This window comes from Colwellia demingiae, assembly GCF_007954275.1.
Classification (GTDB): Bacteria; Pseudomonadota; Gammaproteobacteria; order Enterobacterales; family Alteromonadaceae; genus Colwellia; species Colwellia demingiae.
This window is the reverse complement of the sequence record NZ_VOLT01000003.1, coordinates 380,433-406,096: the sequence shown is the minus strand read 5'-3', so window position 1 is coordinate 406,096 and position 25,664 is coordinate 380,433. Positions and strand designations below refer to the sequence as shown.

General features: G+C 36.9%; 21 protein-coding genes. 13 read left to right on the top strand and 8 right to left on the bottom strand.

The window, feature by feature from the left end; genetic code table 11:
* Positions 1–253 precede the first annotated feature (253 nt).
* The gene (gene cysB, locus ESZ36_RS07430; RefSeq protein WP_146785724.1) at positions 254–1,228 is read left to right on the top strand and encodes an HTH-type transcriptional regulator CysB; all 975 of its coding nucleotides are present in this window, start codon (positions 254–256) and stop codon (positions 1,226–1,228) included.
* A gap of 73 nt (positions 1,229–1,301) precedes the next feature.
* On the opposite strand, the gene ESZ36_RS07425 is transcribed toward cysB, so the two are convergent.
* Both ESZ36_RS07425 and trhP read right to left on the bottom strand, forming a co-directional pair.
* Entirely contained in the window at positions 1,302–1,547 is a 246-nt protein-coding gene (locus ESZ36_RS07425; RefSeq protein WP_146785721.1) for a YfhL family 4Fe-4S dicluster ferredoxin, read from the bottom strand.
* A 40-nt stretch (positions 1,548–1,587) separates the two neighbouring features.
* Positions 1,588–2,979 carry a prephenate-dependent tRNA uridine(34) hydroxylase TrhP gene (gene trhP, locus ESZ36_RS07420; protein WP_146785718.1) on the bottom strand — a complete coding sequence of 464 codons (1,392 nt, stop codon included), beginning with the start codon at positions 2,977–2,979 and terminating at the stop codon, positions 1,588–1,590.
* Positions 2,980–3,249: 270 nt separating this feature from the next.
* Here trhP and ESZ36_RS07415 point away from each other — a divergent pair, with 270 nt between their 5' ends.
* The gene (locus tag ESZ36_RS07415; protein ID WP_146785715.1) at positions 3,250–4,092 is read left to right on the top strand and encodes an HDOD domain-containing protein; all 843 of its coding nucleotides are present in this window, start codon (positions 3,250–3,252) and stop codon (positions 4,090–4,092) included.
* Positions 4,093–4,176: 84 nt separating this feature from the next.
* Here ESZ36_RS07415 and rdgC read toward each other — a convergent pair whose 3' ends face one another.
* Complete coding sequence (rdgC, locus tag ESZ36_RS07410; RefSeq protein ID WP_146785712.1) at positions 4,177–5,100, bottom strand: recombination-associated protein RdgC; 924 nt, start codon at positions 5,098–5,100, stop codon at positions 4,177–4,179.
* Between the two features lie 334 nt (positions 5,101–5,434).
* Positions 5,435–7,177 (bottom strand): sensor histidine kinase, encoded by a 1,743-nt coding sequence (locus ESZ36_RS07405; protein ID WP_146785710.1) that lies wholly within the window; start codon positions 7,175–7,177, stop codon positions 5,435–5,437.
* Between the two features lie 408 nt (positions 7,178–7,585).
* Here ESZ36_RS07405 and ESZ36_RS07400 point away from each other — a divergent pair, with 408 nt between their 5' ends.
* From ESZ36_RS07400 to ESZ36_RS07345, 11 genes are all read left to right on the top strand, one after another.
* The gene (locus ESZ36_RS07400; RefSeq protein WP_146785707.1) at positions 7,586–8,608 is read left to right on the top strand and encodes a porin; all 1,023 of its coding nucleotides are present in this window, start codon (positions 7,586–7,588) and stop codon (positions 8,606–8,608) included.
* A 234-nt stretch (positions 8,609–8,842) separates the two neighbouring features.
* Positions 8,843–9,544, top strand: coding sequence for a phosphate regulon transcriptional regulator PhoB (phoB, locus tag ESZ36_RS07395; protein ID WP_146785705.1), 702 nt, complete (start codon positions 8,843–8,845; stop codon positions 9,542–9,544).
* Between the two features lie 38 nt (positions 9,545–9,582).
* Positions 9,583–10,887: a phosphate regulon sensor histidine kinase PhoR gene (gene phoR, locus ESZ36_RS07390; RefSeq protein ID WP_146785702.1), complete on the top strand. Its 1,305-nt coding sequence runs from the start codon at positions 9,583–9,585 to the stop codon at positions 10,885–10,887.
* A 145-nt stretch (positions 10,888–11,032) separates the two neighbouring features.
* Positions 11,033–11,992, top strand: a complete 960-nt coding sequence (locus tag ESZ36_RS07385; protein WP_146785699.1) for a PstS family phosphate ABC transporter substrate-binding protein — start codon at positions 11,033–11,035, stop codon at positions 11,990–11,992.
* A gap of 216 nt (positions 11,993–12,208) precedes the next feature.
* Entirely contained in the window at positions 12,209–13,138 is a 930-nt protein-coding gene (gene ispH / locus ESZ36_RS07380) for a 4-hydroxy-3-methylbut-2-enyl diphosphate reductase (RefSeq protein WP_146785696.1), read from the top strand.
* 490 nt (positions 13,139–13,628) lie between these two features.
* Positions 13,629–14,198, top strand: coding sequence for a type IV pilus modification protein PilV (pilV, locus tag ESZ36_RS07375; RefSeq protein WP_146785693.1), 570 nt, complete (start codon positions 13,629–13,631; stop codon positions 14,196–14,198).
* Between the two features lie 22 nt (positions 14,199–14,220).
* Complete coding sequence (locus ESZ36_RS22855; RefSeq protein WP_246129014.1) at positions 14,221–15,459, top strand: PilW family protein; 1,239 nt, start codon at positions 14,221–14,223, stop codon at positions 15,457–15,459.
* Positions 15,459–15,989 carry a PilX N-terminal domain-containing pilus assembly protein gene (locus ESZ36_RS07360; protein WP_246129013.1) on the top strand — a complete coding sequence of 177 codons (531 nt, stop codon included), beginning with the start codon at positions 15,459–15,461 and terminating at the stop codon, positions 15,987–15,989. Before ESZ36_RS22855 ends, ESZ36_RS07360 begins: the two co-directional genes overlap by 1 nt.
* 75 nt (positions 15,990–16,064) lie before the next feature.
* Positions 16,065–19,694, top strand: a complete 3,630-nt coding sequence (locus ESZ36_RS07355; protein WP_146785690.1) for a pilus assembly protein — start codon at positions 16,065–16,067, stop codon at positions 19,692–19,694.
* A gap of 4 nt (positions 19,695–19,698) precedes the next feature.
* Positions 19,699–20,133, top strand: a complete 435-nt coding sequence (locus ESZ36_RS23065; protein WP_146785687.1) for a type IV pilin protein — start codon at positions 19,699–19,701, stop codon at positions 20,131–20,133.
* 1 nt (position 20,134) lies between these two features.
* Entirely contained in the window at positions 20,135–20,479 is a 345-nt protein-coding gene (locus tag ESZ36_RS07345; protein WP_146785684.1) for a TapY2 family type IVa secretion system protein, read from the top strand.
* 96 nt (positions 20,480–20,575) lie between these two features.
* Here the strand turns inward: ESZ36_RS07345 and ESZ36_RS07340 are convergent, their stop codons facing one another.
* The 4 genes from ESZ36_RS07340 to ESZ36_RS07325 all read right to left on the bottom strand — a co-directional run bounded on the left by ESZ36_RS07340 (position 20,576) and on the right by ESZ36_RS07325 (position 25,468).
* The gene (locus tag ESZ36_RS07340; RefSeq protein ID WP_146785683.1) at positions 20,576–21,199 is read right to left on the bottom strand and encodes a GspH/FimT family pseudopilin; all 624 of its coding nucleotides are present in this window, start codon (positions 21,197–21,199) and stop codon (positions 20,576–20,578) included.
* Positions 21,200–21,313: 114 nt separating this feature from the next.
* The gene (gene pheA / locus ESZ36_RS07335; protein WP_146785680.1) at positions 21,314–22,489 is read right to left on the bottom strand and encodes a prephenate dehydratase; all 1,176 of its coding nucleotides are present in this window, start codon (positions 22,487–22,489) and stop codon (positions 21,314–21,316) included.
* Positions 22,490–22,596: 107 nt separating this feature from the next.
* Entirely contained in the window at positions 22,597–22,983 is a 387-nt protein-coding gene (locus ESZ36_RS07330; protein ID WP_146785677.1) for an MAPEG family protein, read from the bottom strand.
* 52 nt (positions 22,984–23,035) lie between these two features.
* Entirely contained in the window at positions 23,036–25,468 is a 2,433-nt protein-coding gene (locus ESZ36_RS07325; RefSeq protein ID WP_146785674.1) for a penicillin acylase family protein, read from the bottom strand.
* Positions 25,469–25,664 lie beyond the last annotated feature (196 nt).

The following is a 25,664-nucleotide window of genomic DNA, read 5'->3' as shown; positions in this document are numbered from 1 at the left end:
CTACTAGGCAGTCTACAAAAAATGTTTTGGTTAGCATAGGACTAGTTGTATATTTAAGTGAAAAATGACCTACAAATGGTGTTCTTAAGTCGCGTATAACTAAGTGAAGAATATTCTTAATGAATTTAATGGCAAAGTGGAGAATTTTATTTACAAAAATTAAAAAATATAATGGAATAAATGTTGGATTAAGTATATTATTTTATTATAAGAACGTTACAAATCACGCATTTTAATGCTAATGAGTATTTATATGAAATTGCAGCAACTACGCTATATCGTTGAAGTATTAAATAATAACTTGAATGTATCCGCTACTGCAGATAGCTTGTTTACCTCACAACCGGGCATCTCCAAACAAGTAAGAATGCTTGAAGATGAGTTAGGTATTCAAATTTTTGGTCGCAGTGGTAAGCATCTAACTCATGTAACGGAAGCTGGCCAAGATGTAATTGATATTGCCACCCAAATACTTTCGAAAGTTGAAGGTATTAAAGCGGTTGCTCGAGAACATACTCAGCCAGATGAAGGTAAATTGCGGATTGCTACCACACATACTCAAGCTCGTTACGCCTTACCTGATGTTATTCAGGGGTTTATCAAGAGATATAGTAAAGTATCGTTACATATGTCTCAAGGGACACCAGCACAGATTAGTGATGCGGCTGCTAAAGGTGATGCTGATTTTGCCATAGCGACAGAGTCATTGCATTTGTATAACGATTTGGTCATGCTTCCTTGTTATCATTGGAACCGTAGTATAATTGTTCGACCTGATCATCCATTAGCTAAGAAACAAAATATCACTATAGTGGACATTGCTAAATATTCATTAGTAACTTATGTTTTTGGTTTTACTGGTCGTTCTGAACTCGATGCTGCTTTTGATGCCGCTGGAGCAAAACCTAAAATAGCATTTACTGCTACAGATGCAGACGTAATAAAAACCTATGTACGTTTGGGCGTAGGTGTTGGTGTGATCGCTTCAATGGCTATTGATGATCGTATTGATAGTGATTTAGTTGTGATTGATGCTAGTCACTTGTTTAAAGCAAGTACAACTAAAATTGGTTTTAGACGTGGTAGTTTCTTACGTGCTTATATGTATGATTTCATTGAGCGATTTGCACCGCATTTAACCAAAGATATTGTCACTCGTGCTATGTTATTGAAAAATAACCATGAGGTTGATGAGTTTTTGAAAGATATTCAATTACCGACTCGTTAAGAGTCGCAGTAACTACGAGTAATGACTTTTGTTACTCGTAGTTTTCCATAGTGTTAAAAACTATAATTACTAACTATCCATGTAATCGAACAAACTTCGCTAATAATGCATCCTCATCTTCAACATGGTCCAGATCAGGTTTAACACAGTCAATAGGGCAGACACTGACACAAGTTGGTTGATCGTAATGACCTATACACTCAGTGCATTTATCCACATCTATTTCATAAATATCAGCGCCAAGGGTAATAGCACCATTGGGGCATTCTGGATCGCACATATCACAGTTTATGCATGAGTCTAATATTTTTAATGCCATATCATTTTTGACCTTTTAACATTAATAATTGATCAAGTGTCTAAGTTTTTTGGTTTTGTGCAAATGGGTGACGAGTAGTACCACCTTCATCCAAGTAGCGCATGATAATACCAAAATCTAGTGCTAGATCAGTATCAACCTCAATTTCTACCTTATGCCCAGATCCTTTAGCATCATCAATACTTTCACCCGTTTTACTATGAATCATCTTATTTAATGTAAATGTCTGGTTGCCTTTAGGCGTCATCAGCTCAAGTTGATCACCAACAAGAAATTTATTTTTGACGTCAATTTGTATAAGACCATTTATTTCATTTCGTCCTAGCACTTCACCAACAAATTGCTGAGTATCACTTTTAGAGTAACCATACTCATAGTTCTGGGTATCGCCATGGCGATGTCGTTGTAAAAAACCTTCGGTATAACCACGATGTGCTAAGTGTTCTAAATCAGTATTTAGTTTTGGATTGAACGTTCTGTCTGCTATGGCATCATTAATGGCTTTACCATACACTTGCGCTGTTCTTGCGCAGTAATAGAATGATTTAGTTCTACCTTCAATTTTCAGTGAGTGAACACCCATTTTAACTAGACGTTCAACGTGCTCTACAGCGCGTAAATCTTTTGAATTCATGATGTAGGTACCATGTTCATCTTCAAAAGCTGGCATATATTCACCAGGGCGACCTTGTTCTTGTAGTAAAATGACATCATCGATAGGTTTTTGAGAAGGGGTGATGATATCTTGCTCTGGCATATACACTTCAACAGCTTCAGGTTTAACAGCAATAATGTCACCTGTTTCTGTTTCTTTGGCTTCATGAGTATCGTACTTCCAACGACAAGAGTTGGTACAAGTTCCTTGGTTAGGATCTCTTTTATTGATATAACCTGAGAGTAAACAGCGACCAGAATACGCCATGCAAAGAGCACCATGGACAAATACTTCTAATTCCATTTCTGGGCAATGAAAGCGAATATCTTCAATTTCATCAAGCGAAAGCTCTCTAGATAATATTACTCGTTCAACTCCCTGTTGTTGCCAAAACTTAACTGTTGCCCAATTGACTGCATTGGCTTGTACCGACAAGTGTATTGCCATGTCAGGAAAGTTCTCTCTAACCAACATTATAAGACCAGGATCCGACATGATTAATGCGTCTGGCTTCATGGTAACAATAGGTGCAATATCTTTAAGGAAGGTTTTTAGTTTCCCGTTGTGTGGTGCGATATTGTTAACTAGGTAGAATTTTTTACCCAGTTGGTGTGCTTCGTTTATACCAATTTGAATATTCTCTAAACTAAACTCATTGTTTCTGACCCGTAAGGAATAACGAGGTTGGCCAGCATAAACAGCATCTGCGCCGTAGGCAAAAGCATATCGCATATTTTTTAAACTACCGGCAGGAGATAGAAGTTCAGGTTTTATCATGGGGTACTCAAATGTATGATGGAATGAAAACGTAAGAAAAAATCAGCGGCAAATTATACTCAATATGGCCCATCCCTTCTATTTCAAATTATACCAAGCGTGATCTAGATCAAGACTTACTTTTTCTTGGATAAGGAGTGCTTGCAATTTATTTTGGAAAAAAGGAGCTTTTTTATTGCTATTAGCTTGAAAAATATTGATAAAAAAAATTACATTGTAAAATAGTGTGCTACTTTAAATAATTATCACAATAAAAATAAAGGTGGATTTATGGCAACTGAAAATGCCCTGTATGCGATTTTGACTGAAAAAATAAAACAAGACACGCTTGTACTTCCAACTTTACCTGAAGTGGCATTGAAAGTTAGAAGTGCTGCTGATGATCCTGATATTAATTTGAATCAAATGAGTGACATTATTACTCAAGATCCAGCCTTATCTTTAGGTATGCTCAAAGTTGCTAATAATGCTATTTTGGGTCGCAGTATAAAAGTAGAGACGGTACCCCAAGCTGTAACTCGTATTGGCTTAATCCAAATTAAGAGTATTGCTACAGCAATGGCTATTGAACAAGTATTTGTCTCTAACAATGATGTTGTGGCTATGTATATGAACAAGGCGTGGGTTAAAACTATTGATATAGCATCAGTTGCGATTAGCTTGATGAATATATACCTAAAAGGAAACAAACACTCGTCACTCTCTCTAGATACTATTACTTTAGCTTCGTTAATACATAATATAGGTGTTTTACCTATTTTAACTGAGGCAGAAAACCATCCTGATGTTTTTGCTAATCCGACCTTTTTACAACAAGCCATTCTTAAGTTATCAGGACGGGTAGGTGGAGCAATAACACGCAAGTGGGGGTTCTCTGAAGAGTTTACGTTATTAGCTGAGAGTTGGAGTGATTTAACTATTTTACCTAGCGAAGTGCATTATTTAGATTTCATTAGAGCAGGGGCTATTTATCACAATGTCTTTAAAAATGAGTCAACTAAAATAGCATTATTGAACAATTATACTAAAAAAGGCATTTTACCTGAGGTAGATTACATGGATAGTGATGAATTTAAAGGCATGTGTGAAGGCGTAAGAGCTATGTTTATTTAACTATGACTAATTCATGAATAAATTATAACAGTATTAAAAATGGCAACGCTTAGTTGCCATTTTTATTTGATACAGGGTAACTATTTAATCTTTTTCTAATAGGTCAGTCGTCTTCATAGAGAACTCAGCCAATAGTTCGATAATAAAACGGTTTAACTCACCTGACATTAGCGCGAAATCTGCGTCAAGCTTAGCAATTACATCATCACTATCGATATCATCATTTTGTTCGTGAATAACATCAAAAAACTTCACCCGTTTTATGGCTAAGTCATCGCACAAAATGAATGATAAAGATTCATCCCATTCTAAAGCGACCTTTACCACGTACTTATCGGCATCTAAATGCGATTTAATCTCTTCACTTAATAGGTCTTGATTTTTTACACGAACAACTGCACCATCATCCCCTAAAGCATTAAATTCAGCTTCCATGCCTAAAGTGAACTTACCACCTAAGCTCTTCTCATTCAGCCAGTCAGTCATCGTTTCATCGGCACAAACGTCAGGTTCAAAACTGCTCACAGGTAAGGTACCAAGTACTTTACGTAGTAAAGCTAATAAATCTTCTGCTTTACCACGTGAGCTTGAATTGATAACGATAATATTATTAACCGGGCTTATATAAGCATGGGTGTCTGTTATACGAGAAAAAGCACGAGGGAGTAACTCAAAAGTTATATCTTCCTTGAATTGTTCCTTTTCTTTTTTCGTAGCACCACGGCCTTGCTCTTGTTCAAGTAAATTAACTTTTTCTTCTATCATATCTTTAATAACAGAAGCAGGAAGCATTTTTTCTTCTTTGCGAGCACAAATTAAAAAGTTACCGTTTGCACTATGAACACTCGTATCACCATGCTTTCCTAATGCGTTTATCCAGCCAAAATGAGAGATTTCTGTGGAGCCCAGCGGAGTAAAAAGATGTTCAGATAAATGTTTTTCTAAGTCTTGCTCTGACCATTCAAAAGGACGAGTAAAAGCAAAAAAGTAAAGGTTTTTAAACCACATAAGTAAATCCTAGGTTGATATATACCCGTTCCACTTCAGAATGCAGGATTCAGTGGGAATTTAAAAGACTTTAGGCAAGGCATTCATTGTAAAGAATGGTTATCCCTTCTTAAAATGAATAACGCTGAATAAAGTCTTTTAAAAACCACCCAAGGGGAACACAGAGCAACATCACTTCGTTGTTGCACCAATTTGTAAGGGAGTGCCATGACTTAATTGGTGTGTCTAGCAGTGAAATTGCTCTGTGTTCCTGAACTTGCATCTTGAAATAGAACGGGTATAAGAGTGTTTTGGCGATTATCATACCTGAATTCTAATGTTAAGACAGCAGCTTTTAGCTATACCTCATATCGGGTAAAGTCATGCGATAGCTTAAGCCGCCTTCTGATCCTGAGTAGGCATCGATAGAGCCATTAAGTGTACCAACCACTAAATTTTTAATTATATGAGTCCCTAAACCTGTTCCGCCTTTATCTGCTTGAGTGGTATAAAAAGGGTCAAATAATTTATCAAGCTGTTCTTCATTAATGCCAGTGCCATTATCACGGTAAAGTATTATTAGTCTTTGTTGCTCTAAGGTCACATCTATATTGATTGTGCCTCTGTTAATATCATGAAATGCATGGATTATAGAATTAATAATTAAATTAATAATTATTTGGGCAATAGCACCTGGGTGTGTATAAATTTCTATATGCGGGTCGCAATTTATTTTGACGCAATGATTGGTTTTTTTTAATTTAGGATGAATTGACTGGATGATTTCATCAAGATATTTTGAGATATTTATCAATCTTACTTTATCATTAGTTTGATCAACGGCAACTTGCTTAAAGCTAGCAATTAACTCGGCAGCTCTTTGTAAGTTATTTGATAATAGCTTAATGCTGTGTTGAGCATTACTTATAAAACAGTCAATAGTACGCTTTGATAGTTTTTGTGCACTGATGTCTTGTTGAAGTTTAGTAATAATATCAGCTAAATAACTTGTTGAAGTGATACTAATGCCAATAGGGGTATTAACTTCATGAGAAACTTCGGCACTTAGTTGTCCTAAAGACGCCATTTTTTCTGCTTCTAACAATCTATCTTGAGCTTTATTTAATTCTAATATTAAATTCTTTAGTTCTTTGTTTGTCGTAATAAGTGTACTTTCTGTTTTTCGGCGACGATTATTTTCTGCTTTTAATTCGTTTTGTTGCTCTAGCATTTCTTTTTGTTGAACTTCCATTCGTAATAACGTGCTACTTAATGTGGACGTTTTTCGTGCGACTTCTTGCTCGAGCAATAAATTCTGTTCATCTAATTTGTCATTAGCTAAATTAGTTTCTCGTTGGGATAATGAAAGTTTATCTTTAAATTCAACAAGTTCATCAATTAAATTATTATAAGCATCTTCAAGGATATTTAGCTCGTTTTTCTCGTCGTTGATAATATGAAATTTAGAGGCTTCGGGATCATGTAAATCAAGTTGCTTCATTTGATCGGTAAGTTCTTGTAGAGGTTCGGTCAACAATTTAGAAAAAGCTAATAAAAATAAGAAAACTAAAAAAGTTGTTTTTACAATGGCATTGCCAATTAGAAAGTAAATTCCGACCTCAATACGGCTAAAAATAACATCATTACTTGATAATAAAGTGACAGTACCAACCGTTGTAGTCCGCCCTGAAAATTCAAATATTAATGGGAAAGAGTGACCGAAGAGACCTTCTGCTAAGGAGCTTATGCTTTGATGTTCGCTGAAAGAATCTTGCGAGGTTTGAGAGGGTGCTGATAATACCTCACCTAGTTGAGTGATAACATTATTCGCTTCGTCAGTTACGGTTATCCCTTTAATCATTGGAATAGCGATTAAGCCTTCAGAAATATCTACAGCTTGTTGAGTATTAAGTTCCCATACAGCACGGGTTAAGCTACCACTAATGGTTTTTTGCAAAGTAAGTAGTTCACTGTTTATGTGACTTTTGGTATTAAAATATTCTGCAATTATCTGAATGCCAGTAACACTGATGGTTAAAATAAAATAAACAGAGAGTACTCTTGTTAGCAGCTTACGCGATATGCTAGTTCTTTTCATTATCAGTTATCTTATGGCTTGGTTTAGGAAGTTATTGTTAATTCTAGTAAATAAATATAAAAAATGATAACGATAATTTATAATCCAAAATTATTTTTTCATTTAATTAGAGGTTATCGTTGTTCTAAATTTATTTTTAAATAAATGCCGTGTTTTTAATTCTCTTTGTTCATATTGTTTGTTCTTGCGCAGATTTACTTGGCGACAAAACTAATTATAACTTTGAAAGGTTAACAGCTCTTAATCAATTGAAACATTATTTAAAAAAAATAGATACTATGACAAAAATAGGTGTTTTTTATGAATATAACCTTACATCTGTAACAAAACTGTAATGTACGTGTTGTAAAATCTTTCGTATTAGTCCTATTACTCAACAATTTAAAATTTAATTATCTAGGGATATTTATGAAACTGGTTAAAAGCTGTATTGCAATGACACTTTGTTCTTTATTATCAGCACCAACATTTGCGGCCGATAAAGCATCTGAGAAGACACAGGAACAAAAAGACGTCATCAATTTTTATGGTAAATTAAATATTTCATTACAGGCAAGTGAAGAAAAAGGGGAGTCTTTTAACGAACTAAAAAGTAATGCTTCTCGAGTTGGTGTAAAGGGGAAATATGAATTAGACCATGACCTAACGGCTATTTATAAACTTGAATGGCAGGTCAATGTTAATGATGATAGTAAAGATACACTAACTGCGCGTAATCAGTGGGTTGGTGTCAGAGGTGGATTTGGTGAACTGACTGTAGGTCGCTCAGATACCACACTAAAAGTTTCACAAGGAAAGTTTGACTTATTCAATGATTATGAAGCTGATTTGAAACACCTGTTCATCGGCGAAAATCGTGTATCAGATTCTATTACTTATAAATCTCCTGTTTTTAACAATGTTCAACTATTGACCAGTTATATAATTTCTGATGATATCGAAGCCGATGACCCATATTCTGTTGGACTATTTTTTGGTGATTTGAACTTGAAAAAAACTGATTTTTTCTTATCCATTGCTCATGATGAAAATATGCCAGTTAAATTTAAACCAGTGGATTCAGGTGAGAGTTCAAGAACTGAAGCATTGGCCAATACGCGTTTGACGGGTATGTATAAATTTGGTGATTTACGTTTAGGGGCAATGTTTGTAGATACAGAAGTCGTTAATACAGGTAAGTCTGAAACAGGTTATGCAGCCAATGTTTCTTATAAATTAGGTAAGGTAATAGCCAAGGTTCAATATCAAGAATTTTCAGGCTCTGATTCGATAAGTGTTGGCGCAGATTATAAATTAGGTAAAAATACTAAAGTATATGCTTGGTTTACAGATAGAGAAGGCAATGAAGTTACATCCAATGATGATGGCATTGAATACATTCTTGCCACAAAAGGGCAGTACTTTGCCCTTGGTATGGAACAAAAATTCTAAGGGTTATCTCTAAATTCAATATTTAATTCAAACAAAGCCGTTAATTCCTTGTGGATTAACGGCTTTTTTGTCTGTGAATGCTTGCTAAAGCGTTAAGCTTGTTTGATAATTTTGTTTTTGTCATAAAACTGTCACTTAACTTCTGCACAATAACTTATCAAGTGTGAATTTTTGTTAATGTTTGTTTATTAGCAGTAGATTGCATCAGTTAGTTATATTATTAGGATGTTTATCATGAGTAGAAAAATTTTAGTCGTTGAGGATGAAACTCCTATCAGGGAGATGATTAGCTTTGTATTGGATCAAAATGGTTTTAATGCGATTGAAGCTTGTGATATAGAGCAAGCACTAGCTAAAATTAACGAACCTTACCCAGATTTAATACTACTCGACTGGATGTTACCTGGTGGCACTGGAGTTTCTTTAGCAAAAAAGCTAAAGCAAAATGAGTACACACGCAATATTCCAATCATTATGTTGACAGCTAGAAGTGATGAAGATGATAAAGTAAAAGGTTTTGAGGCTGGAGTTGATGACTTTGTAACTAAACCCTTTTCGCCAAAAGAACTAATTGCCCGTATTAAGGCAGTAATCCGTCGTGTGTCTCCTACATCTCTTGAAGAAGAGGTTGATTTTCATGGTCTTAAACTTGACCCTGTTGCTCATCGTGTCGCTATTAACGGCAATAGCTTAGATTTGGGCCCTACGGAGTTTCGCTTATTGCACTTTTTTATGACCCATACAGAAAGAGTATATTCACGCGAACAATTACTTGATAATGTTTGGGGCACAAATATTTATGTTGAAGACCGCACTGTTGATGTTCACATCAGACGCTTACGCAAAGCCATCTCTGGTGAAGGACATGAAGACTTTGTGCAGACTGTCCGTGGCGCTGGTTATCGTTTTTCAAGCAAACTAAAAAAAGTCAGTTAACTGTAACGGCTTCTCTGTTGAAAAGTAATTAGGCAAGTATGCATTTTCGTTTATCTTTTATAAGTATTATTTATCGTTTACTAGGCATATTGCTGGCAAGTGCTTTTGTAGGCTGGTTATTCGATTATGTTTTGTTAGTAATGCTCGCTACCAGCATATTTTTATTGGTTTGGCATTACCACCATTTATTTAAACTGATTAATTGGCTCTGGCAATCGAAAGCTTTATCTCCTCCACAAGCAAAAGGGGTATGGGGATATTTATATGATGGCTTATATCGTCAAGTTAAGCAGCAGCGCAATAAGCAAAAACAATTAAATGAAAAAATTCGACGTTTTCGCGATGGTGCTGAAGCGCTTCCTGATGCGGCATTAATGTTATCAGAAGAGCTCACCATTGAGTGGGGAAATAAAAAAGCACAACGCCTTTTGGGAGTTCGTTGGCCAGAAGATTTTGGTCAGCGCATAGATAACTTACTTAGAGCACCCGAATTCTCAGATTATTTAGCTCATGAGAATTTTGAATATCCTTGTTTATTAGCCTCACCCATTCACTCAGACGTACAACTTGAAATACGTCTGATGGCGTATGGAAGCGAAAATGTATTACTCTTGGCAAGAGATATATCTAATCTCCAACGTTTAGAGGACATGCGCCGTGATTTTGTTGCGAATGTCTCACATGAATTAAAAACACCATTAACCGTTGTTCGCGGATATGTTGAAATGATTCAAGCCTCACAAGAAACATTTGATCCTCATTGGCAAAAAGCATTTCAAACGATTGAAGGTCAAGTTTCTCGGATGGATCGTTTAGTTGAGCAATTACTTAATTTAGCTAAAGTAGAAAATAATAGTGATGATGAAAAGCAGAGTGTCAATATGGCACAGTTAATTCACACATTAGTTGATGAAGTTACTTGGCTTAATCAGGAAAAACAGCACAAAATCACTCTAGATATTTCCACTGATGTATTTATTTTAGGTTTTGAAACTGAATTAAAAAGTGCCTGTGCCAATCTCTTATCTAATGCCATAGCTTACACTCCGCCTGAAGGCTGTATTGAAGTCAGTTGGCGTTTAATGGGTAATAAAGCTATTTTTTCAGTCAAAGACAATGGTGATGGTATTAAACCTGAACATGTTAATCGTTTAACTGAGCGCTTTTATCGTATAGATAGATCTCGATCTAGAGATACAGGTGGCTCTGGTTTAGGATTAGCAATAGTTAAGCATGTTTTGCATCACCATCAAGCTGAATTAATTATTAATAGCCATTGGGGGCAAGGTAGTGAATTCTCAATATATTTTGATCAAAGTACCTTATCTAGCCCTCCGCATTAATTAATAACTAGTAAAGATAAGAACTTGTAGAAATTTAATTTTCACTTATCTCGTCATAATTCTGTCATAAAATGGACATATAATTGTCATGTTCACTTCGTATAGTGTGACCAATCAAACAGTTCAAGCTCTTATTGGAGAGACCATGAGTTTAAAAAAAGTTATAAGTATTATTAGTTTATCAAGTCTTGTTAGTTTATCTGCTTTTGCCCTTGATGAAAAACTACCAGAATATAAAAAAGTTAGTGGCATTTCTGGCAACGTATCTTCAGTTGGCTCTGATACCTTAGCGAATATGATGACTTTTTGGGCCGAAGATTTTAAGCGTACTTACCCAAATGTAAATGTACAAATTCAGGCTGCTGGTTCGTCAACAGCGCCACCAGCTTTAACTGAGTCTACATCAAACCTTGGGCCGATGAGTCGTAAAATGAAAATGCGTGAGATAGAAGCTTTTCAAAAACGTTATGGTTATAAACCTACTCGAGTTCGTGTTGCTATAGATGCTCTGGCTGTTTTTGTTCATAAAGATAATCCATTAGAAGGGTTAACGATTGCGCAAGTTGATGCTGTTTTCTCTAATAACCGTAAATGTGGTGCTGATAAAGATGTTGACCGTTGGGGTGATCTTGGTTTAACGGGCGCATGGACAGGTAAAGATGTGCAATTATATGGAAGAAACTCTGTTTCTGGCACCTACGGTTACTTTAAAAAGAAAGCGTTATGTAAAGGTGACTTTAAAAACAGTGTGAATGAGCAGCCTGGATCAGCTTCAGTTGTGCAGTCAGTATCAGCTTCACTTAACGGAATCGGGTATTCAGGTATAGGTTACCGTACTTCTGGAGTGCGAGCTTTACCGTTAGCTAAAAAGGGCCAAGTCTTTATTGAAGCTAATATGGAAAATGCAATTTCAGGTAAATACCCGTTATCACGCTATTTATATGTTTATGTTAACAAGCACCCGAATAAAGCGCTTCCACCCATGGAAGCTGAGTTTTTAAAAATGATACTGTCTAAAACTGGTCAAGCAATTGTTGAAAAAGATGGTTATATACCTTTACCAAGTAAAGTTGTTGCTAAAGAATATAAAAAGTTAGGTCTATAATTTTTACAACGATTAATAGCTTTAATAGGGCAAGCTTTAGCGCAAGCTAGTCCTATTCATTTCACCTTGCTGCGTTATCCCTTCTGTTCTTCTTACCACTTTAATTTATATTCAGTTGTGCCTGCTAAATAACATCCGTTAATATATATATAATTAACTAGTTTCATTGATATAATGTATGACAGCAATTGTTGTCGCTTATTTTGAAGGAAAAGTATGGAAATTATTTTAGCTAACCCTCGTGGGTTTTGTGCGGGTGTTGATAGAGCCATTAGTATTGTCGAGCGCGCTTTAGACTTATTTGGTGCCCCTATTTATGTTCGTCATGAGGTTGTTCATAATAAGTTTGTAGTCGATGGTCTAAAAGACCGTGGTGCTATCTTTGTTGATGAACTTGATGAAGTACCTGATGATAATACCGTTATCTTTAGTGCCCATGGTGTTTCTAAGGCAGTAAGACAAGAAGCTAAAACTAGAGCATTAAAAGTATTTGATGCTACCTGCCCATTGGTAACAAAAGTTCATATGGAAGTTTCCCGTGTTAGCCGTAAAGATATCGAGTGTATACTTATAGGTCATGCAGGTCATCCTGAAGTTGAAGGCACTATGGGACAGTATAGCAGTGACTCTGCAGGGATTTATTTAGTTGAATCACCTGAAGATGTCGCAAGTTTGGTCGTTAAAAATCCAGCGAAATTGTATTTTTGTAGCCAAACTACCCTATCTGTAGATGATACTATGGATGTTATCTCTGCTCTTCAAGCTAAATTTCCTTTGATTGAAGGCCCACGCAAAGATGATATTTGCTATGCCACTCAAAATCGTCAAGATGCGGTACGTGAAATAGCTGATAAAGTTGATCTTATGTTGGTTGTAGGTGCCAAAAACAGTTCTAATTCTAATCGCCTTAAAGAACTAGCAAGTAAAATTGGTGTTACCTCTTATTTAATTGATACGGCAGAAAATATTGAGACTGATTGGTTAAAAGGCGTCAATAAAGTCGGGGTAACCGCAGGAGCTTCAGCACCTGCAGTGCTTATAAAGCAAGTGGTTGAAGCCCTAAAAAGCTATGGCGGTCATCAAGTTATTGAGCACCCTGGCAAAGAAGAAAGTATAGTATTTGCAGTCCCAGCTGAATTACGCTAGTCTTAATTCAATTGTACAGTAAAGTTAATATAACTTGTTATGTTAACTTTTTACAATGTTAACACTGTACAGTAAAGTTATTGAATATGGTGTTAATGTACAGATGTCGGTTTTTGTCTTTTTAGTCGTTATTTTACTGTTAATTAAAAGCTTTTGTTGTAATTGGCTTTTAGACTTGAATCGTGAGTAGTCGCTGTAAACATTAAAAACAATGATGAATTGTTAGGATACTACTCTTAATGGGTTGTGCTGATTTTTGTATTCAGCATAACTATGATATAACCACTAAAGTGGTAGGGTAGTAGTGTTATGCGGGTAAATTTTACAGTAAATCAAATCCTCTTTAGTTTTCTCACAAAAAACTTTTATCGACTTCTATTCTCTTTTTGTTATTTTCCCTCATTGAGTTTTTCTCACCACTTTTCTATTAATAAAATATTCTCTTCTTTATTTATCTATAACATTAATTTATACCCCTTATGGAGTAAATATGAATAAATTTTCAACACTATCTAGTTATAAAAATACTCAAAAGGGCATGACTTTCCTTGAAGTACTTATAGCTTTGGTGATTATGGTAACGGGTATTTTAGGTGCTGTTGCTATGCAAGTTACCGCTAAACAAGGTAGTTTTGATGCAATGCAACGCTCTTTAGCTTCAAGTTTAGCACAAGATATTATCGCAAGAGTGAGGGCTAACGACCCAGCCAATTTAGTTGCGTATGTCGCAGATGATTACGGTGTAACTTTAAATGATGAGCCAACGCCTATAGCATTAAGATGCGCACAAGCTGATGCCCCATGCACACCTGCTCAAATGATTGCTAATGATATCTACGAATGGGAGCTTGCCTTAGTTGGTGGTGATGTAACTGCTGGAGGGAAGAATAGAGGTGGTCTAATTGGTGGGCAAGGTTGTATTTTTCAAAATGGAAATGCATTAACTGTTGTGGTTAGTTGGCAAGGAAGGACGAAAATAAAAGATAGTAAGAAAAGTGACGGTTGTGGTACTGGAAGTAAGAAAAGACGTCAAGTCGTTGTTCAAGCATTTATTATATGAAACTTATGGTAGTAGGCTAAATATGAATAATCTAATAGTAGGGCGTACACGTCATACAGTAAAAGGATTTACCCTAGTTGAACTAATGATTTCGTTATCTATTGGTTTAGTACTTTTTGCTGGTGTTATGAGTGTTTTTGTTGGGATGCGTACCACGACCTCAGAAACATCTAGTTTTGGTGAGTTGCAAGAAAATGGCCGATTTGCCGTTAGTGTTTTGACTGATGATTTACTTAGACAAAACTTCTGGGGAGACTTGTCGGAGACTTTTAGTGCTAATAGCTTAAGTGGCAACCCTGTTGCCCCTGCGGCCCCTGGAAATGATTGTGTAGGTGAAGGGGTGAATAATGCAACATTCCCGCAAGCAGTAGGTCCTTTTAGAACGTTATGGGGACAGACGATCGCTGCAGGTTCACTTAACCCGCTAAGTTGTTTCACTATGCCAACTAATACTCAAATGATGGTGGGCTCTGATGTTATTCAATTTAAAAGGGTTATTTCTACCCCTGTAAGTTCGGCAAGTGTAGGGAATTATTACTTAGTAGCCAATTTATCCACAGGTGGTGTTTTTACGGGTAATGCAGCTGATGATGCTTATGTGTATGGCGCTTCTGCTGATGCTGCTGCTAATGCAGCTAAAGCTACTGATACTTCAGATGCTGCAGATGCGGCTGTGGCAGCTGCTCCGGGTGATGTAGATGCCGTTGCTGCAGCAGCGGCTGCAGCAGCGGCAGAAACTGCGGCTAATAATGCTGTTGTTGCTGCTAATGCTGCTGTTGGTATCGCTGTTGGAGCGGGTGTTCCAGTGATAGTTAACCCTAGAATGTGGGAGTATCAGCATCATGTTTACTACGTTAGACAAGAGTTAGTTGGAAATAACTCTGTGCCAGTATTAATGCAGGGCCGGTTGGCTAATTTTAGTATGAACTTCGCACCTATAATTGACGGTATTGAACGGATCCGTTTTATGTATGGTATAGATACTGAGACAAATCCAAGTCAACCTGGATATGGTATCGTTAATGCTTTTGTTTCAGCTACTAATATGACGCAAGATTTATGGAATAATGCTGGGGGGACTAGAATATTAGCCGTCAAAGTGTTTGTTTTAGCTAGAGGAATTAGAGCCGATAGTAAGTATACTAATACCAACACCTATCAACTAGGGGATGACTTACCGTTTATTCCTAATGATAATTACCGTCGTTTACTCTTTAGCTCCACAGTCACCTTGTATAATACTAGTGTGGAAGCGTGGTAATGAACAAAACAAGCAAAATAAAAAGTGAGGCTAGAATGAGAAAAGCACCTAAGATAAGGAATGAAAGAGGCGTTGTTCTAGTCGTTTCTCTTGTGTTTTTGGTTGCTTTAACTGCTGTTGCCGCAGCGTTAATGCAAAATAGTACAACAGATATGAAAATGTCGGGTGCAAGTGAGGAAAAATCTGTCGCGCTAGAAGAGGTTATTAGCGCTGTTGATGAAGTTATTTTTAATCAAGTATCTGCTGGGCAAGTCAATAGATTCTCTCGACCTGCGTCTGGAGGTGTAAACTTCCCTATCATTAACCAAGCACTTTTATTACCTAATACTGCAACAAAGTCGAGTGCAAGAGTCGATGTAGCAAATAATCAATTTAACCTAGACATCACTTGTCCGACCCTAAAGGTAGCATCATCTACAGAAGTCTTTAGCTGTAATATATTAAGAGTAAAGACTAACAGAAATTATGGCCGTACAGGACAAAGTAATATTTCAGCAGACTCAGGCATAGCACAGCAACTATTAAAGTAAAGGAGCAATCTTATTGGATTGTTTTTTTAATATAACAATGAACATCGTGGTACATATTGGTTTCGGAGGATTAAAATGAATTTGTCAAAAAAAGTAAATAGGCAGTTTAAAGCGTGCTTGAATATCTTTGCTGGTTTTTTTTCTACTTTTCTATTACTGGCTTCTAGTACTAGTTTTAGTGACGATACCGAACTATATGTTAGTGAATCAATCGAACAGGCGGCAAGTCGGCCTAAAATCCTTATAATATTTGATACCTCTGGCAGCATGACTAGACAAGATGCGTCTTTTGTACAGCCTTATGATAACACGAGGCAATACACTCCAGGACCAGGATCTACAGTAACTTCTGAAAATTATATTTACTATATTAAGGATCCTGGTGCTAACTCAGAGTTACCTATTCCAGATAGAGAAAGTGAAAATAGGCGGTTCGCTGATTCAATAAATGGTTGTCAAACTGCTCGTGGCATACTTAGTACACTTGGTGTCTATTCGGGGAAAGTAAGACGCTATCACAACGGTGATCTAAAATGGAAAAATCTTCCTACGGATAATGGCTCTGCTATAAAAGTCCTTGACTGTCATGAAGATGTTACAGAGCTTAACGTTAATAATGGAGAGCACAAAGATGGCACAGTGCTGCCTGATGGTTACCCTGTTAACTTTCAAAGCTCCAATGGTTTACCAGTGTATTATACCGCTTCAGCGACTGATGCTGATAGTGGTAGTTGGGGAAAGTTAGTTACTTTATATAGTGCTAATTATCTTCGCTGGCATCACTATCATAGAGTGCCTGCAGCAAGATCAAGAATGGAAGTCGCAAAAGAAAGTGTTAGTAATTTAATTAATTCAGCCCCAGGTGTTGATTTTGGTTTACAAATCTTTAATCGTAATGGCAATGGCGGGCGTATTGTACATGGTATTCAAGAGACTACTGAAGATACTCAAGAAACAACTGGAGGTATCGAGGAAACTACTGAAGGTACAAAAACAGAATTGCTAAATATAGTGAAGGGTTTGCATGCCAAAGGTAGTACACCATTAACAGAATCATTATTCGAAACTTATCAATACCTTAGTGGTAAACCAGTTTGGTATGGAGATGACTATATAAATGATGGCTTAGATGCTAATCCGGATAGGGATGAAGCCATTGAAAGTGGCAGCAACTATGAACAGCCTTTCGATGCATGTGATGAAACAATTTATGTGGTGATGATTTCTGATGGCGAGCCAACGAGTGATCATCAAGCAGATGGATATATGAGCAATATACCAGCAACAGGACAAGAAACAATTACTTCGGCAGATAGTTTTTCTTGGACAGTGAATTCTTCAACACATTACAGTTATTTACCCGCTCTTGCTGGTTGGATGCATCGTAATGATATACATCCGACAAGTGCTGCAGGTATCCAAAATGCTGAGGTTTATACCATAGGTTTTGGTGCAAATATACAAGCTGCAGCTCCTGTTCTTGCTGAAACAGCAACGCGAGGAGGAGGGCAATACTTTCCCGCTACCGATAGTGCCTCGTTAACCGCAGCATTAACCAATGTTCTCGCTAATATAAACCCAACTAATAATACGTTAACTTCTGCTTCAGTTGCTTCAAACAACTTTGACAGAACAGAAACTCTAGACTCTGTTTATTACGCAATGTTTGAACCGACTAGACGCCCTCGTTGGCAAGGTAATCTCAAAAAATATAAAGTCACCAATGGTATTCAAAAAGGGTCTAACGGCATCACTGCTGTGCTTCCATCAACTGGACACTTTGCGGATAATGTACAGAGTTATTGGTCAAGTAGTGTTGATGGGGACACAGTGGCTAAAGGTGGAGTTGCTGAAATGCTAACTAATAGTACTGCTAGAGTCATTTATAGTGATTTAGCGGTGAATAATGGCTTAGTTGCGTTAACTTATGCTGCTGCAACTAAAACTGCAAATAGCAGTAAATATTCCACACCAGCTAAGTTAGCTACGATTTTAGGTGTTACGAATAATGAAGCTAGTATCCAAGCGAGCCTCGATTGGATAAATGGTAGAGATGTTGATGATGAAGATGAAGATGAAGACATAACAGAAAATCGACAAGATGTTTTTGGAGACCCACTACATTCTAAACCCGTAGTTATCAACTATGGTAATGATGTTATTCGCATTGCCGTAGGTACTAACCATGGTGTCTTGCACATGTTTGAAGATAATGATGCCACTAATACTATCATAGAGAACTGGGCATTCATGCCAAGTGAATTTCTTTCAAATATTCCAATTTTGCGAGACAATTTAGTTACCTCAGATAAAGTCTATGGTATTGATGGGGTTATTACTTCGCATATAATTGACGGCAATGGAAATGGCATTGTTGATGGTGATGATAAAGTATGGCTTTTCTTTGGCTACCGTCGTGGAGGGGGTTCTTATTATGCTATGGATGTTACTGACCCAGCTAACCCTTTTGTTATGTGGACTATTATTGGTGGTGCTGATGGAACACTTGGTTTTTCTGAATTAGGACAAACCTGGTCACAGCCTAAAGTCACCTATTCAAAATTAAATATTTCAGGAAATGCGGCGAAACCTGTATTGTTATTTGGTGGCGGCTATATCCCTTCTAAAGACTCTCATTCGATTGGTGGTACCGGTGATGCTGATAGCAAGGGTAAAGCAATATATATGGTTGATGCCGAAGAAGGTACACTTCTTTGGAATTTAGCGTCTGATGGTGATACTGTTTTTAGCGGTTCAGATAGTATTCCATCAAGTATTGCTACTCTTGATAGTGATGGTGATGGCTTAACTGATCGACTATATGCGGGTGATACCGGCGGTAATATCTGGCGTATTGATATGCCGGGCAGTGATAAAACTAAATTTTCCGTATTTAAGTTAGCTGAATTAGGTGGTGATGCTACAAATACTGTTGATAGACGCTTTTTTAATGAGCCTTCTATAGTTAGAGCTTATATAACTGAAACCATTGATTCAGGTAAAAAAGATTCTGAGGGTAAGGCCATAGTAGTTCAACAAGATGTTCCTTATGATGCCGTGTTGCTCGGTAGTGGAGATAGATCTAACCCGATAGGAACAGATACTGGTGATGTCTTTTTTATGATTAAAGATATTAATATAAAAACGCAGCAATTCACCTCCGCTAGTGTTCCTGCGGTGCCAACAAGCCCTATAAAAATAGGGGACCTAGCTGATTTTACTCTTAATCCCTTTGGTGTAGAACTCACATCCCAAGAAAAAGAGATTTTATCGCTTGCGGTGAGTTTAAAATCTGGTTGGTTTATTGAGTTGGGAGGACATGGTCTTGGCGAAAAGAGTACTTCTACCGCCTTAGTTATTAATAATGTGGTTTACTTTACAACATATACACCTGCACCTTCTTCTTCAGCCGGAAGTTCAAATACTTGTGACATAGCTACTGGTAGCGGTTGGTTATATGCGGTAGATTTAGCGCTAGGAGTTAATAAGTACGACTGGGCTGATGAATCTGAAAATAGTGATGACAGAAAAACTTTGATTAGTGATCAATTTTTAGGTGCTCCAACGCTTATTGTAACCAAAACGCTGAACCCAGATACTAACACCCTAGAGTCAGAGGGAAACATTATCGTAGGGCGGGAAATAATCCCTGTAGGATTTAAATTGCAAACCTTGAGAACCTACCTATATGTTACGGAGGATTAGATTTATGTTAAAAAACAGTGAAAATATAGGTGGAAATAAACGGAAAAAACCGATGGGTTTTACTCTAATTGAGTTAATGATTACTGTTGCTATAGTTGGTATATTAGCAGCAGTAGTTTATCCTTCTTATAATGATTTTGTTGTACGGTCTAATAGATCGGAAGCTCCTAGAGAGCTAGTTCGTTTGGCTAACTTACAAGAGCAGCTATTTGTTGATAGTCGAGCTTATACAGCAGATATAAGTGATCTAGGTGAAGGTACAACTGCTATATACGAAACGCTAAGTAAAAATTATAAAATTTCATCAACAGTAGTTGATAATACTTTTACATTAACTGCCGATGCTCAAGGTGCACAGAAAATAAATGATGCAGATTGCATTAAAATTGAAATAACTGATACAGGTAAAAAGACGCCGATTAGCTGTTGGGAAGGATAATATGAAAAATTTTATTATATCAATATATTGTACATTTTTGTTCTCTATTTTTTCCGTTCAAGCGGCAATACCTAATGAGGGGAGCGAAAAGAAAACTATTCAAAAAAATAAAAAAGTAAATGCTAAATGCCACGTATCTCTAATAGATGGTAGCGAAGCTATTATCTTTTATCGTATTCAATCTGAAAAATTTCCCAACTTGGCCAATAAAATAGTAGGGAAAAGAGTATTAACTCAAAAATCGATTGAAAAAATAAAAATATACCGAACTAATGAATGTGTATTAGATGAGGATAACTTTACTAGCACGAACTCTCAGTCGTTAGATAAAAAAACGGAGCGTTAGAAAATACTACCTTATATAAAAAGTGATATAAACTATGTGATATCGCTTTTTAACTTTTTGGAATAGGAAGTAGTTAAGCAAATCTTAAAATACTGATTAGATACATACAATATTGTTATTGTTTCTATCTTGATCCTTTCCATCACCATTCATATCTGAGCTTAAATATGCTCGGCCTGCTAGGGATAAGTCGATACCACGTGAAAAATCACTAAAACCTTTAGGGCAATAGCTAAATGTACCAATATTGTTATTGCTTAACTGGCCGCTAGGATTATAAATAACACTGTTAAAGATAAAATCAAGTTTATCCCCCCCTTGAATTGCCTCTCGTTCTTTTATTAATCCATCAATTGAAACTATACCAATTCTTCCTGTCCAATTAATAGTGTTTTGACAAGTATCATCAGCTTGTAGGGGGCATAGCGTTGCATTCTGTCCTGAATTGATTGCAGCATTGCGTGTTGTCAGTAATAAGCGCTGAAGTTCTGAAATCTCATTGTCGACACGTATCTTTGCTGTAAAACTGCTTAAACTAGGCACGGCTACTGCCATGATAATAGCTGCTACGGCGATAGTTATCATTAACTCAATCAAAGTAAACCCAAGTTCTTTTTTAGGGGCAGTAATAATTGTAGTTGTTTGGGGAGGCTTTCGAATTTTTGGTCTGGATAAGCCAGTACTGTTAGAGTTGTTAATGTTTAATAGAGAGGGCTGCATAACATCTGACCAATTAATACAATTTATCTAATATTTATAACACTTTCCTCTGAAACTCGCTAGTGCTATATATCGTTACGATGAACGACAATATAGCACTATATGTTATTTTACTTAAATTTCACCGCTAGGGACACTCGTTGGGCTAATATGCTCGATAGGATAACAACCTAGTACTTTGATGAAATTAGTGTGAGGAGTAATGTCGTTAATTGCTTCTTGTAAAGCAAAACTCTTTAAGTTGGCTTCTACATCAATATAGAACATTTCTTCCCAAGGACGTCCCTGAATAGGACGTGACTCAAGCTTACACATGTTAATACCTTTCTCTTTAAGTACTAACAAACACTCAACTAAGGCACCTGCTTTTTGACCGGTAGATAAAATGATCGCTGTTTTGGCTGGAATTTGTTCTGCTACGTCAACGGCTCTGCGAGCAACCAATATAAAGCGCGAATGGTTCTCAGTTTGATTGGCAATAGATTGCTCTAAGGCATGTAACTGATAAAGCTGACCACCTTCTTCGCTACCAATTACAGCTATAGTATCATCTTGCAGCTCAGCCACCTTTGCCATAGCATCCGCTGTGCTATCACAATATTCAATTCGTATACCGCTTTGCTTATCTAGGAAATTACTGCATTGTGCAAAGGGTTGTCCATGAGCATAAATGGTTTTGATTTTATCTAAGCTAGTGTTTACAGATGTTAACAAGCAATGCTCGATTGGTTGGGTAATTTCACCGACGATAGAAAGATTAGTGTGTTGTAGTAAGTCGTAAACTTCGTTGATACTACCTGAGCTAGTATTCTCTATAGGGAGCATACCGTAATCAACTTGGCCAGACTCAACTTGCTGCAATATATCGTAAAAGCTTTGACAACCTGATTCGATAATTTTCTCTGCACGACGTGAAAAGTATCGGTGGCTAGCAAGAAAGCTATATGATCCTTTATCACCTAAGAATGCAACGCTAACCGTTGGTACTTGAATATCTGGATTAGCTAAACTCTGTAAAAAAGCTTGTTGGTTTAATACCGAATCTTCAATAATTGTTTGAAATACACTGGTAACATAGTGAGCATCTAAACCTAAGGTTTTACCATGTTTAATTAGGCGTATTAAAAGCTCTTGTTCGCGTTGCTGGTCACGAATAGGACGAATTTGCTGTACTTTACTTTTTGCCACATTGAGTGTTAACGCACGACGTTTAGCAAACAAGGCTAATAAGTCTTGATCTAAAAGCGTTATTTCTTGGCGTATTTCATTTAAATCTAACTTTTCGCTCACTTGCTTACCTTTTTATGGTGAATTATCTACTTTGAGTAGTTACTCTAGCTAGCTTAGCTAAATAGTGTCAACTGTTTCTTTAGACGTTTTTTGTTCATCAGTACTAGTTAAGGAATGCATTGATAGACTATGGCAAAGCTGCACAAGGTAGCAACTCCCCATACGATTGATCTAAATAGGCCAATATTTAATAAATAGAAAATATTATATAGCACTCTCGAGATGATATGAACTATAGCTAATACGATTACAGCTTGGTGAGTATTACCTGTTGCCAGCGCTAAAACAATTGCAGGAGCAAAAAGAATAACCGATTCAAAAGCATTTTGATGTGCTGCTAGGGCACGTGCACCAAACCCGGTTAACTTGCTTTGTTGCTCCCTAGGGTGATTGTTATTATATCCTCCGAATTTAGCCATCGCATAAGCTACAGGTGCTTTTGCAAGTAGAGGTAAAAGCAGCGCTAAAAATAAACAAATTATTAAAGTAGTCATTGTTCTCTCGTTATTTATTTTATGTAGTTTATTAAGTTATAGAAGTTATAATTTAATAACTAAGTAAAGTTAGCTTATAGAGCGTTTTACTAGGTAAAAATGGTGAAGCTATACCATCTTCCCAGTCACTATGGCCCATGCCATAATATGGACTCCACGGATGGCTTGATTGGCTGGTTGGCATATGAAAGATGCCATTTTTTTCATGACCAGGAGATACAACCATTCGTTCTGATGCGCCAAAAGATTTACCCTGTACTCTTGGCATGTAACTGTCACCCGCTAATGCTTTACTAGGCATATCCAACCAATGGCTCAGAAAAGGTACTGCACTGCTGAGTGGGTGCTTTATTACTGAACTATTTTGTTGACCCCAAGTTGCTGTATCTAAAGCTTGGTTGATCGTCATGTCCGTAATTGTTACTTCTAGTGCCTTAATAAATACATCTTGCCAACTACTTTCACCGAGCATCATAAAGTTTTCTGGTTGTTCATTAATTAGTTGCCATAAAGGTACTTCTATTTGATGGCGAATGCTTTTGAAATTGTAAGCTTGATCAATGTTATTCAAACTAGTATTTAATTCGAGAAAAACGCTATCCCTGATGTTTATTCTAAAATTTCGCACTAAGCGATAACTAACAGAGTCTACACTTGCTTTTAATGCTGTGTCGTTGGCTAATAAATCCCTTATTAATTGAAATTTTTTATTTTCTTCAACAACATCCTTCGTCAGTACGTCCTCAAGAAGGAACTGTTGCCAGCGTTGTAAAAAAATGGCCTCATCATCTAAACCAATGTTAAGCAGGGACTGTTCATCAAATTCTTTTAGAGCGAATAAGTTATTTCTAACTTGTTTTGAGCGAGCGCCGAGTGCGTAACCACCATTACCAAGCTTTTTATACATATCGCCACCAACGACACGGGAGTTTGCTGTCCAGAGTCTATGGTTTTCTGGGTTAATAATCTTTGGGTACTGTGCTGATGATAAATAACCCTGCCAGCTGTTCTCCCCCGAAGCCCATGATTTAGGTGTTTCGCCAATCATGCCATTTTTGTTGGGGATAGGACCTATAATTGTCCAGCCAATATCACCGTGTTTATCGGCAATCAGCATATTTTGAGAAGGTATACCTGAACGGGCAGCTATATTAAAAGCCTCTGAGACATTCTGTGCTTGTTCTAATTCAGTTGCTACTAAATTGATTGCTTCTTTATCATGTGCAACCCAACGGTATGCTAGTAATTTTCCTTGATGATTTTTCCCAATAACAGGGCCCCAAATAGTTTCTGTTACGGTTATTTCTTGTGCTTTTTGACCTTTAACCGCAATTACTTGTTTGTGGGTAATAAAATTTTGGTAGCCTGAGGGTGTTAAATATTGACTACTATCTGCATTAGTCGTTAGGAGAATAACATCACTATAATCCCCATAACTGTTGGTAAACCCCCAAGCTATATTACCATTACTACCTATAACCATATTAGGGGTGCCCGGCAAAGTGGCACCAGTAACTTTAATCAGCTCTGTAGTTGTGGTTGAACTATCAATCGTGATATCTGGATATTCAAAAGAAGCACGGAACCAAGTATTAGGTATACGTAGACCAAGGTGCATGTCATTTGCAATGACCGCACTTCCGGTAGTACTTAAAGCTCCTGAAATAGCCCAACTATTTGAGCCCGGTAAATGATCGCCTTGATACTTATCTTTATTGTGGCTAGCTAATTTACTGTTATTTAGGTTTTTGTTGTTAATATTGAAGCTCGAAGCTGAAGGCCAAGCGTCTGTGGGCATCGGAGCTTGAGTGAATTGACTACCATCAATAGTGGCATCCCATATACTGCCTTTAGGGTCTAAAAACGCGTAAACGTCTCCAGATAAAACTGCTTTCATTAAACCAAGTGTACGTTCGCGTCTTCCATCATGATATTGAAGGTCTATGTACATACTAAAAACTGTCAAAACTGTGTCTTCTTCACTCCATTGAACGGGATCTTGTTGCAATAGGAGGTACTCAAATGGAGATGAGTTTAAATATTTCAAGCCTTGGTTTACCCCTCGAGTGTACGCCTTAATTAATTCAAGTTGTTTGTGAGGTAATTGAGCAACGATGGCTCTTGCTCTTTCTCGAAAGCGATGTTTGCGAATTGATTTGTCATAATCAAGTGCCCGAACACCAAATAAGCTAGCTAATTCACCGGCAGAGTTTCGTCTTAGTAAGTCCATTTGAAAGAACCGTTCTTGCGCATGAACAAACCCAAGCGCTACTGCAATGTCACTTCTATTGTTAGCTTTAATCGTGACAATGCCTTGTTTATCACGCTCAATGATGGCTGATTTCTTTAAACCAAAGACTGTTTTCTCCCCATCGAGTACCGGTAAAGCACCATCAATTTTGCTGTAAAGCCAAGTTGATGCTGTTGCTATAACCAATAGACTGATGAGTAGAGAGCCAGTGAGCACTTTTTTCAATTTTTTCATAGGTAAACAAGCTATCAAAGAAGAATAAAGCAGAGTAACGTAAAATGCTCTTGGAGAATATTTTTAGTTAACATTTTTATCAAAAAATAGCTTTAATAGGAATAGCGGGGTAATCGTGTGGGAAAAGTATCTAGTATCCTAGTATTAAGGATTGTCGAAGTAGCCAAATACAGAGGTAATGATGAATATGACTTAC